We start from the raw sequence: 12176 nt of genomic DNA on the forward strand, positions 1-12176 counted from the left end.
AATGAGAAAATACTCTTTAAAAAGCAGAATTCCAGAAAATAAAATAAAATTCCAAAATTTTAAAAATAAACAAACTAGAATTCATACTTCAGACTCCAAACCTTTAACTGTTTCAGAAGGGATATTCTTATTTTTCAATTATTTAATATTAATTGTATGAACATTTGTTATTTTATTCCCTGTTGTTTCAATGATATTAGCTTCATTTAATACATTTAACCAAAAATATTTATCATTATCACCAGAGTTATATAAATTTGGTTTTGATAATTTTACTTATTTATTTACAAATGTAAGAAGTAAATATGTAAATTGATATATAAATACTTTAGCAATAGCAGTAAGCACAATGCTTATAACTGTAGTATTTGTTGCCTTTAATGGTTATGCATATTCAAGATTTAAATTCGCAGGTTCTAAACATTCTCTTTCTGTAATTATGCTTTTACAAATGATTCCATCAACAGCTTCATTAATCTCACTTTATATTATTGTTGCTCTTGGTAGAGATTCACTTGGAATAGATCCTAGAATCACATTAACAATCATATATTCTGGTGGAGCAATTGCAGGAAATACCTTTGTTTTCAAAAGTTATTTAGATTCTATTTCTAGAGAATTAGATGATTCTGCAAAAATAGATGGTTGTGGAAACTGAAAATTATTTACAAAAATTTTATTACCGGTTGCTAGACCAATGATTGCTATTATTGCTTTATGATCATTCTTAATTCCTTTTGGAGATGTAATTTTACCAAAATTTGCAATTACAAACAGAGATCAAACTACACTTGCTGTTGGATTAGATAGTTTTATTACAGCAGAAGATAAAGAAATTAACGTTGGTGCTTATTCAGCAGGTGCTTTACTTGCTTCTATACCACCATTTGTACTATTTATGTTCTCACAAAGACACATTGTTGGTGGTCTTTCTGAAGGAGCGGTGAAAGGATAAAATGAAAAAAGAAATTGATAATATTTTAGATAATCAACTTGATGATATTAATTCATATGATTTAGAATTTGATAAATTCTTAAACGAAATTGGAGAAGTTGGTCAAAAAACAGCTGGTGGAAAAATTGAATTAGTTAATTTATCTAAAAAATACGAAGGAAACGATAAGTGAACTTTAAAAGACATTAACTTGACAATTGAAGCAGGAAAATTTTGTATTTTCCTTGGACCATCTGGTTGTGGTAAAACAACTTTATTAAGAATGATTGCAGGATTAAACTCAATCACCAAAGGTGATTTACTTTTTAATGGTAAAAGATTTAATAACCTTTCACCATCTGAAAGAAATATTGCTATGGTTTTCCAATCTTATGCTTTATATCCACATATGAATGTTTATAATAATATGAGTTTTGGATTAAGAATTGCAAAAGAAAGAAAAGACATTATTGATAGAAGAGTTAAAGATGCAGCAAAAATTTTAAAAATCGATAATTATCTATATAACAAACCTCGTGATTTATCAGGAGGACAAAGACAGAGGGTAGCAATTGGTAGAGCCATTGTTAGAAAACCTTCAATTTTCTTAATGGATGAACCTTTATCTAACTTAGATGCTAAATTAAGAGAATCAATGCGTAGAGAAATTGTCTCTATTCATAGACTTTTAAACACAACATCAATTTACGTAACACACGATCAATTGGAAGCGATGACAATGGGTGATCAAATTGTTGTTTTAAATGAAGGAAAAATTCAACAAAACGGAACAAGCAAAGATCTTTATTTTAGACCAGCAAACGTTTTTGTTGCCAAATTCATTGGTTCACCAACAATTAACTTATTAAATGGAACAAATAACAATAATACTTTTAAATTAGATGGAATTAATTTTTCTTTAAATCTTCCAGAAGAAAATAAAGAAAAATTATCTAAATACAAAGACTTAATAGTTGGATTTAGAACAGAAGATGTTTTAATCAATGAAAAAGAAGTTGCTAATTCAGTTAAAGGAAAAATTTATAACATTGAATCTCTTGGAAAAGAATTATCAATTGTTGTAAAAATTTCTGATAATGTTGAAGTTGTATCTACAGTTCTTAACAATAGAGACTTTGAACTTTACCAAGATGTATGAGTAAGTTTTAATGAAAGCAGAATACACATTTTTGATAAAGAAACAGAAGAAAGATTAAACTAATATGAAATTTTTTAAAACATACAAATATAGAAAAATTTTCTTTATTTTATCTGTTATTGTATCACTAACTTGTTTTGGTTTATTTTTTGCTTTCTATAATTCAGCAAATGATTATTTATTAATAGAAAAGCAAATTTATACCACTGATGAAGCATTTAATAAAAGTTCAGTTATAAATCCACAAATTCCTATTTTTATAACATTTTGATCAATAAATAGTGTGCTTTGGTTTGTAATTATTTTTATTTCTATTTTTTCTATACTGTTATTAGTAAAGCAAAAAAACAATGCTAGTTTACTTATTAAGATAAACATTATTTTATTGGTTTTAACTATAATTCTAACATCAGTTTTACTCTCTTTCCAACCACCTATTGATGAAAGAGATGAAGAAAACATTATTTATCCACCTAATTATATTTCAGGTTGATTAATATTTGCTTTTTCTGTAGTTGTTGCTATTTTTGGAATCTTTTCTTTAAAAAATTATGGATATTTAGTAAAAAATGAAAAAGAACATTTGAAACAAATTGCTAGTTAAATTTATGATAAAAAGCGGAGTATTTCCGCTTTTATCATATAGTTTATTAACATCATGCAACAACACAGATAATTTTCATAAAGAATATTCTTTATGAGGTGATGCACAATTTCAGACAAATAAGAAAGAAAAACTTTCATATAAAGAAGATGATGAAAATGCAAAGTTAATAGCACCTTTAGCTAAAAATGAAAAAAACTCTTCTGTTATTTATCAAGTATTAGTTTATTCATTTGCAGATGGAAATAATGATGGTATTGGTGATTTTATAGGTTTAAAAAACAATTTAGATTATTTTACTAATTTAGGTATTGATCAATTATATCTTTCTCCAATTCATCCAGCTAGCTCATATCACGGTTATGATGTAATTGATTATACAGACGTAGCAGCAGAATTAGGTGGAAAAGAAGCATTTTTAGATTTTCTAAAAGAAGCACATAAAAAAGGAATAAAAGTTTATTTAGATTTAGTGTTTAACCACACATCTTTTGAACACCCTTGATTTCAAAAGGCACTGGAAGGTGATTCGAAATACAAGAATTTTTATCGCTTTTATAGTACAAAAATACAAGATACTAATCAAGATAGTTCAGAGTTACGCTCTTTATTTCCTAATTTAAAAGATAAACACGCAACTAATAAATTTTATACTTCTAAATTTTGAGCAGGAATGCCTGATCTCAATTTAGATAATCCAGAAGTTATTGAAGAATTAAAACACATTCAATCTTATTGAACCAAAATAGGAGTAGATGGATTTAGATATGATGCTTTTGCTGAATTTTTTTCTTCAATGGGAGAAACAAAAGAAAATTATAATGAGCAAAGAATTTTTAGTGAACTTAGAGAAAGTTCACAAAAAGCTTTAAAATCACAAAATTTAGACAAAGATATTTTTATGATGGGTGAGTGACTAGATGATGCTTTAAAAGCTACTGTATACTTTAATTATAATAATGAAAAAGCACTTGGAACCATTTATGATGGAAAACATTGAAAAGAAAATTGATTCGTTTCAATTAATAAAGATGATTTAAATAATCAATTAACTAAAATAGGATCGCACCAAGAACATCCTTGAGTACCTTTTTTAACTAATCATGATACTGATAGATGAATTAATTCATTTAGAGTAAATATGCCAAGACCTACCAAAGATCCAGAAACCTTTGATAGTCCTTTAAAGGCAAGTGAATTAAATACGCCACTATCACAAAGAGAAAAAGACGCAATAAGAAATGCTTACTTTTACCTTTTAATATTACCATCAACCCCTATTATTTACCATGGTGATGAGTTAATGATGCATGCAAATAAAACTTTTGGTGATCCTGGTATAAGAGAACCTTTTAAATGAAAAGATACATCTAAAAGAGTAGAATTCAAAGAAAAGAAAAGTCTAAATGACTATATTCATTTAAATTTTTCAAAAGATACCCCATATGTTGAAGATCAAGTTAAAGATAAAAATTCTATTTATTCAATAATTAAATTTTTATTAGACTTTAGAAGCAAGCACCCTTTTATGTACTCTCAAGATTTAGAGACAATCGGAGATGCTTCAAATTATCTTGAAAACACTTCAGACCAAACTATTATTAGACAAAGTAAAGATAAACAAGAAAAATATCTATTTATAAACACTGTTGGAATTAATGATAATATTAATTATAAACTTAAAGATGGTGTAGAAGTAGAAACCATTTATTCTTATAATTCCAAGGTAAATAATAAGCAAATTTCAATTGGAAATATGGGATTAATAATTTTAAAAATAAAATAATTGAAATTTCAAAAAATTAGATTATAATATTTTTAATTATGAAAAAACATTAGAACAAAATTAAACAAATTTTACAAAATTCATTTGTTCTAATTTTTTTAAACAAAAAAAGAGGGGAATATGAAAAAGAAAACATTATTAACATTATCAAGTTTAACCCTAGCAGGGGCATCATTAACTGGTTTAGTATCTTGTTCCAGAGAAACAAGATTTGATCAAACTAACGATGAAACAATTAAAATAGCTAACACATTTGGTTCTACAGGTGCACAAACTGAAGCATTACAAGCAATTGTAGAAAAATGAAACAACAAAGCAGAAGTTAAAGATACAAACAACAAAAATTATTTAAAATTAGAATTATTTGCTATCAATGGTGGATATAACGGATTAACATCAGACTTAGAACAAAAATTAACAGCAAAAGCAGCAAATAGCTTATATAATGTTGCATTCAACTATCCAGCAATAGTAGGTACTTTAGCTAAATACAATATGCAACTAGATTTAAATGGTTCTACACCAGAAGAAAAAGCAGTTAAATTAGCTGAAACTGTTAGATCTACTTTCTCAGACAAATTTTTACAAAGCAATACTCAAATAGCAGGAATTAGTAAAAAAGGGGATAAAGATTCATTATGATTAATTCCAAGTAGTAGATCATCTCAAGTTATAACTATTAACAAAGAAGTTTTTGGTTACATCATTAGACAAGCAACAGCAGAAACTTTAGGGGATAAAAAAGCTACAATTAAAGCAGAAGATAAAGCATTTTTCGATGAAATTAAAAAATCTAACCACGATGAAACATTTGTTAAAACTGTTTGAAAAGACTATGTAGCATCAACTAAAGCTGAAGGTGGTCTTGGTGGATATGAGTTTAGAAAAGATGTATTTGAAAGTTATGATTCACTATTTGACTTAGTTTCAAGAATCAAAAAATCCTTCCCAAAAGCACCAGAAGGAGATATTAACAAAAGAGCAGAAAATGTTTTTGGAGTTGACTCAATTTCAAGTTTATTATACTTAATGACATTTTCAGATGTTGATGGAGATTACTCTAAATTCTTATTTGGTTTAAATGATAAACAGACTTCCGTTGATTATGTAAATGCATTGAAAAAAGGAACAGAAAGAAACGAACTTTTCAAGAAAAGTTTTGAAAAAATAGCAAAATTAATTAATGAAAAATCTCTATTTATAAAGGAAAATTCCGATTATTCGTCAAATCGTCTAAAAGGACATCAACTTGCTTTTGCAATTGCTTCAACAGCTGGATATAGACATAATTTTTCAAAAAATGGATATTCAGAATACATTTTAACAATCAATTCTGGTTCTAAGAAAATTGAAGATAAAGTAACAGCGGACTATGCAAATTACATTTATAAACCAACAGCAGAAGAAATTGCTAAAGGTGTAATTGCTAAATTATATAGTGCAAGTAAAACTGTAGATGCTAATACCAAATATGTTTATATTTATGATAAAAATGGAACAGGGGCTTCAGAATTTAATAAAGAAGGAAACAAAAACATTGAAGCAACACAAGAATGAAAAGATGCATTGCAAAAATTATCTAAGTTTTCAAATGCAGCTGCCGGAGAAAAATTAGGAATTTCTTCTACAAATTCTAGTTTTAAAGATTTAAAAGAAGAAATAGAACAAAAATATATTATTCCAGCCGGAAAATCAGGTGGTTACGATGCTTATTTAATTGATATTAAATGAGAAAAAACAGATCAATCAGATGGATTCCGTAAAGTTTCTCATGATTCTACAGAAACTCTTCAAGAAAATGAGTTAGGATATGTTTCTAATCCTTTCTATACAACTAAAACTGATAATGCTAAAAAAACAATTATTGCTCAAGGACCTTCTTTAATTGGTATTCACTCAAATAAAGTTGAAGATTTAGCAACTTTAAATTTCTTAAAATGATATATAACAGAAAAACAAGATTGAACAGTTGGTAAAGATGATAAAGCTAAAAACTACACAAACTTAACTCCACTTGAATTCTTTGGACAACACAGTGGATACATTGTGACTTCTGAAGGAGTTTTAAGTAAAGAAGCACCAGCAGGTTATGATAAATTAAATAAAGAAGCATTTGGATTATTTAAAAAAGCAACAGAAGGTGCAGACAAAGATCAATATGCTATTTATGAAGACCCAACAGATTCAAGATCTTCAACTTTTAGAGATGGAATAGATACTTCATTCACTAATTATGCAGATAGAGCAGCAAATAATAAAGGTAAAGCTGAAACATTTGAAGAATACTTAGCAGCTCTTAAAAACCTATTAGGAGCATCATTTACTAAATAATGAAAAAAATTATAAAAGCAACCTCATTGGTTGTTTTTCCATATATAGCGATACCTTTTGTTGTTTCTTGTAATAATAACGAAGCTAAATATTTCAAAGAATCAACTGATTTACCTCCATTTGAAAAATTAAATGCAAAAATAGTTAAATGAAAAGATGGAGATACACCTGTTTTAGATTTTGGAGATAACCAAACAATAGAAGGACAACAATCTATTAGAGTTGCTGGAATTGATACACCTGAAAAAAATTTAGGTAAAGATCATAAAATAGATGATTTTGAAAAAAGTTGAGCTGAAAAAGCATCCAAATTTGGAGAAAATACTTTACCTCCTGGAACAGAAGTAACTTTTATTTATGGAAGTAAAGTTACTAGATCTTACGAAAGAGTAGTGGGTTGAATTTTTTATAAACAAAACAATATTTGAAAAGATTATTCTGTAGAAATAATTAGAGAAGGGTTAACCTTACCAAATATAAAAAAAGCTTGAGATGTTAGTTTTAAGACAAATGTAGAATATTATGAAGGTATAAAAATGTGAAACGCTTTTTATAATGCTATTGAAAATCATAGAAATTTTTATCAAAATATTAATTCAGAAAGTGAACTTTATGAATTTGCACAAAAAGTTTATAAATCTAGAGGTGTTCCACAATATCAAGCATTTTTAAAATCTACAGAAGATAATGTTTTATCAAGACATAAAACAAATGTTGATAATGAAGAAAGTGAGAAAAATGCAAATCAAAAAAATTAATAAAGCTGAGATATATGACTTTATAAGGAAAATCAAAAAAACAGCTGATGAAAGATATAAAAATAAAGATGAGTTAAATGCTATTGAAATAAAAAATTTAGTAATTGACTATGGAGAAACTGTAGCGGTTGATAATGCAAATATACAGATAAAAAAGGGAGAATTGGTAACTTTACTCGGCCCTTCTGGTTGTGGTAAAACTACTACTTTAAATGCTATTGCTGGATTATTAACACCTACAAGCGGACAAATTTTATTTGAAGGTGTAGATGTAACTAAAACTACTCCTCAAGACAGAAAAATTGGTTTAGTATTTCAAAATTATGCTTTATATCCACATTTAAATGTTTATGATAATATTTCTTTCCCTTTAACCAATGATAAAACTTGAAAAGTTAGAATGATTGAAAAATCTACCAAAGCACAGCATGAAGCAAATTTAATTATTTTAGAAAAAAATGGTGCAACTAAACAAGAAATTGATAATTTTAATAAATTGCTTTTTAACTTCTTTGATGTTTATAAAGAATTAAATTTAGAAATTAATAATTTAAATTCTAGTGTTTATAAAAAGTTAAATGAACTTAATAGTAATTATGAATTAGCTTTAATCAAAAAACAAAATGAACAGAAAAAAGCAAATTTAGATACTATTGAAAAATTAAAAGACAAAAGCTTAGATGCAAAATTAACAAGATATGAACATTCTCTTAAAATTAAAGAAATAAAAACTAAATATTCAGATTTAAGAAAATCATTGAAAAATGAAATTGAAAAAGAAAAACAATTATTAAAACAAAATAGTGAATATTTAGAGTTAAAGCAACTTAAAGGTATATATAAATCAGTAGTTCAAATAACCAAAAATGACTATTATTCCTATCAAAAAGAATTAATTAAAAAATATACTCTCGATATTTCTAAATTAAATGTAGATGAAACTAATAGATTTAAAGAATTACAAACTAAAAATATTTCTATTAAAAAAGCAATAGAAAATGCTGTTTTAAATGTTGCTGAAAAAGTAGAAATTACAAAAAATTTACATAAAAAACCAACTAAATTATCTGGAGGACAGCAACAAAGAGTTGCCATTGCTAGGGGTATAGTAAGAGAACCAAAAATTATTTTAATGGATGAACCTTTATCTAACTTAGATGCTAAATTAAGAGTTCAAACAAGACAATGAATCAGAAAAATACAGTCTGAATTAGGATTAACAACTGTTTTTGTTACTCACGATCAAGAAGAAGCGATGTCAATTTCAGATAAAATAGTATGTATGTCTTTTGGAAAAATTCAGCAAATAGGAACTCCTATGGAACTTTATAATAAACCAAAAAATGAGTTTGTTGCTAAGTTTTTAGGAATACCTGAAATGACTATATTTGATGCAAATATAAAGGAAAATCACGTATTTTTAAATGATGTAGTATTAAAACACTTTGAAACTAATTTAGAAAATGTAAGAGTAGGAATTAGAGCAGAAGATATTCAAGAATCCTTAAACGGGAAACTTACAGGAAAAATAGTTTCCATTGAATATTTAGGAAAAGAGATTTTCGCTAAAATAGAAGTTGATAATGTTGCTACATTTAACATTTTCTTAAAATTGAAAAAAATGTATGAGATCAATGAAGAAGTTAAATTCAACATTCCTGCAAATAAAATTCATTTATTCGATTCAATAACTAAAGAAAGAATTGATATCTAATGAGAAAAATTTATTCATTTCTTTTGCAAAGAAAACAAAAACAAACTAAAAAAGATTTAGGGATTTTAGATAAAAAAGTTGCTTATTGAAAACCTTTTTTACTTTTATTACCTTCTCTATTCATCATAGTTTTATTCACAATTTTCCCTTTTATTTTTTCAATTGGTTCATCAATTAGTTATCAATCAGATCCAAACGATGCTCAACAAATTGAATATGGATTTAATGCCTTTGTAGATGTACTAAATGATAATAACTTTAAAATTGGTGTAAGAAATTCCTTAATTTATTCCATTTTATCTTTACCAATAACTTTAGTTATTTCGATACTAATTTCTAGTGTAATTTCTTCACTTGTTCAAAAATGAGCTAGAGGATTTTGACAAACAATTTTCTTTTTACCTTATATAACAAGTGCAATTGCCATTTCCATAACTTTTGCCTATATATTTGATACACAAATAGGTATAGTTAACAAAATTTTTGGAATCGAAACTAGATGACTAAATTCCGGACATTATCAGTCATATAATGCTATTTTTGTGATTTTAGTATATGGAATATGAAAAAATTTAGCTTTTCAAATTTTAATTATTACAACTGCAATGCTCGGAGTAGATAGAACTCTTTACAAAGCAGCAGCTATTGATGGTGCTTCCAAAACTAAACAATTTTTCAAAATTACCTTACCATCAATAACAAAAACTTTAAATTTCTTAATTACAATAGGAATTATAGGTGGAATAAAAGTGTTCCCTATTGCTATATTTAATAATGATTTAAATGCAGCAAAAACTAATGGTGGTTCCACCATAATTCTCTTTATCTATGATATGGTAAAACAAGGACATTATGATTTAGCTGGAGCAGCTACAATTATTCTCTTTCTTCTTGGTTTAGCTTTATCAACTTTCTTAAAACAAGGGATAAAAATAATTTTATTAACAATAAATAAGTTAGGAGAAAGACATGTTCTGAATGCTGTTAAAGTTACAAAACTGAATCTCAAATAAGATTTCACAAAGAAAAATAGAAAAAATTTCTTCTGAAGTTAGAAATATTTCTTTATGAAAATCCATTTTATCCTTGTCAGTTAAATTATTAATCTTACTGGTTTTTGGTGTAATAATTATTTTTCCTTTTTATTTTATGCTTGTTTTTGCTCTGGCACCAGATGATCAAGCAAACGAAAGAGTTAATGAAATTGTTTTATTTCCAGAAAAATTTCAATGAGATAATTTTTCAAGAGCTTTAAATGATGGTTATTGAGAAGCTTTGGGTTGAAGTCTTTTAGTAACTTTTGTATCAGTTATTGTAAAACTCTTCTTTTCTGCTACATTTGGATATGCTTTTTCATTAAAAAAATGAAAATTTAAAAAACTATCTTGATTGTTTTTTCTCTCAATACTAATTTTGCCAGAAGTTGCCCTTTTTATTGGACAATATAAAACGATAATAACACTAAAATGAGAAACAAATGCTTTTTGATTATCTATATCTTTAATTATGCCATATGCTGCTTCTGTATTTTCTGGTTTTATGTTCAGAAATGCTTTTGAAGATATTCCTGATAGAATAAAAGAAGCTGCAATGGTAGATGGATGTACAGGAATTAATTTCTTTTTCAAAGTTGCAATTCCAATGGTGACACCAACCATATGAACAGTTGGTATTTTAACTGCATTTGCTGCTTGAAATTCACTATTATGACCTTTATTAATTTTAGGAAAAGATTCACCAGTACAATTAATTAATATTTATCTATTAGATGTTGGGGTGAATCCAGATCCGGATGATCCAATAAAATTATTTAAAAATGTAAAACTTGCAGGTGCAATTTTGGCTATTCTTCCAATGTTCATAACTTACTTCTTATTTAGAAGAAAAATTCTTAACGCAATATCTAGACAAGGTTCAACAATTAAAGGATAATTAATTATGACAAAAGAAAAAGTAAAAAAAGTTAAAAAAAGAGTATCAGTTTCTACAAAATGAGTTTTAATCTCTTTAACCGTTGCATTAGGAATAGTTTTTACAGTTTTCTCTGCTTGAGGATTTTTTAAAGTTTTTATAGAATTACTAAGTGGTAATTTTATATAAATATATAAACTAACATTAGATATATTCAACATATATATAAGTAATTTATTTACATATAACATAATTTGTATTATAATTAAATTAATATGAAAGAAAAATTTGAAAAAGAAAAATCTAAAACTAAAAAAAGCGAATTAATAGAATATTTATTATATTTAATTAAAAATAGAGTTTTAGAACCAAATGAATTGATGCCTTCAGAGCACTTTTTAATGGAAAAATTTGGTGTATCTAGAATAACAGCAATTAATGCTTATCAACAACTAGAAGGAATAGGTGCTATTTATACAAGAAGCAAATTAGGAAGATATGTAGCTGAAAATTTTAGTGGTCTTGCTAAAGCTTATTCATCTTTAATTAAATACGAATATTCCACAACACAAAAAATAGAAAGAATTGAAGGCGATGAACCACAATGATTCTATCGTCAAAATATAATTTTCTTACTTGGATTCAATGCTTTTAGAAAACAATATTTTAACAAAAACAAAGAAGAAATAATGGTTGCAGAACATTATGTATCAAGAAGATATGAACTTCCAGAAAAAATGGATCAACAATTTTCAATACTAGAACACTTAGTAAAAACACCTTTAGCAATTACTAAAATGGCTTATAAATTAAAATATGAAAAAGTTGATAAATGAGGTTTTGAATATCTTGTTGTTATCTATGCATGGGGATATGATGAAGCCGGTATTTCAGTAGCATCGCGTTATGTAGTTCATCCAGAATACTTCACATTCTTCCATACTGAAAAAAATCTTAAATAAAGGAAAAACATATAAAA

Annotated in this window: 11 protein-coding genes; all 11 read left to right on the forward strand. The window is 26.5% G+C overall.

Going from position 1 to position 12176, the window contains the following annotated elements; genetic code table 4:
* The first annotated feature begins 1 nt into the window (after nt 1).
* The 11 genes from ACR34G_RS00225 to ACR34G_RS00275 all read left to right on the forward strand — a co-directional run bounded on the left by ACR34G_RS00225 (nt 2) and on the right by ACR34G_RS00275 (nt 12159).
* Nucleotides 2–955, forward strand: coding sequence for a sugar ABC transporter permease (locus tag ACR34G_RS00225; RefSeq protein ID WP_436358779.1), 954 nt, complete (start codon nt 2–4; stop codon nt 953–955).
* A 1-nt stretch (nt 956) separates the two neighbouring features.
* Nucleotides 957–2156, forward strand: a complete 1200-nt coding sequence (locus ACR34G_RS00230; protein ID WP_436358780.1) for an ABC transporter ATP-binding protein — start codon at nt 957–959, stop codon at nt 2154–2156.
* 1 nt (nt 2157) lies between these two features.
* Complete coding sequence (locus ACR34G_RS00235; protein WP_436358781.1) at nt 2158–2697, forward strand: hypothetical protein; 540 nt, start codon at nt 2158–2160, stop codon at nt 2695–2697.
* Nucleotides 2663–4483, forward strand: a complete 1821-nt coding sequence (locus ACR34G_RS00240) for an alpha-amylase family glycosyl hydrolase (RefSeq protein ID WP_436358782.1) — start codon at nt 2663–2665, stop codon at nt 4481–4483. The genes ACR34G_RS00235 and ACR34G_RS00240 overlap by 35 nt, the downstream gene beginning before the upstream one ends.
* Before the next feature lie 120 nt (nt 4484–4603).
* Nucleotides 4604–6814, forward strand: a complete 2211-nt coding sequence (locus ACR34G_RS00245; protein ID WP_436358783.1) for a P68 family surface lipoprotein — start codon at nt 4604–4606, stop codon at nt 6812–6814.
* The gene (locus ACR34G_RS00250) at nt 6814–7572 is read left to right on the forward strand and encodes a thermonuclease family protein (RefSeq protein ID WP_436358784.1); all 759 of its coding nucleotides are present in this window, start codon (nt 6814–6816) and stop codon (nt 7570–7572) included. Before ACR34G_RS00245 ends, ACR34G_RS00250 begins: the two co-directional genes overlap by 1 nt.
* Nucleotides 7553–9286, forward strand: a complete 1734-nt coding sequence (locus ACR34G_RS00255; protein ID WP_436358785.1) for an ATP-binding cassette domain-containing protein — start codon at nt 7553–7555, stop codon at nt 9284–9286. Before ACR34G_RS00250 ends, ACR34G_RS00255 begins: the two co-directional genes overlap by 20 nt.
* Nucleotides 9286–10299 carry a carbohydrate ABC transporter permease gene (locus ACR34G_RS00260; RefSeq protein WP_436358786.1) on the forward strand — a complete coding sequence of 338 codons (1014 nt, stop codon included), beginning with the start codon at nt 9286–9288 and terminating at the stop codon, nt 10297–10299. The genes ACR34G_RS00255 and ACR34G_RS00260 overlap by 1 nt, the downstream gene beginning before the upstream one ends.
* On the forward strand, nt 10265–11218 hold the full coding sequence (locus tag ACR34G_RS00265; protein WP_436358787.1) for a carbohydrate ABC transporter permease: 954 nt from the start codon (nt 10265–10267) through the stop codon (nt 11216–11218). Before ACR34G_RS00260 ends, ACR34G_RS00265 begins: the two co-directional genes overlap by 35 nt.
* Nucleotides 11219–11224: 6 nt before the next feature.
* Nucleotides 11225–11386 carry a hypothetical protein gene (locus ACR34G_RS00270; RefSeq protein ID WP_436358788.1) on the forward strand — a complete coding sequence of 54 codons (162 nt, stop codon included), beginning with the start codon at nt 11225–11227 and terminating at the stop codon, nt 11384–11386.
* Between the two features lie 86 nt (nt 11387–11472).
* A complete protein-coding gene (locus ACR34G_RS00275; RefSeq protein WP_436358789.1) occupies nt 11473–12159 on the forward strand; it encodes a winged helix-turn-helix domain-containing protein in 687 nt (228 codons plus the stop codon).
* Nucleotides 12160–12176: the final 17 nt, after the last annotated feature.

The sequence above is a fragment of the Mycoplasma sp. 480 genome, assembly GCF_051353065.1.
Taxonomy (GTDB): domain Bacteria; phylum Bacillota_I; class Bacilli_A; order Mycoplasmatales; family Metamycoplasmataceae; genus Mesomycoplasma_A.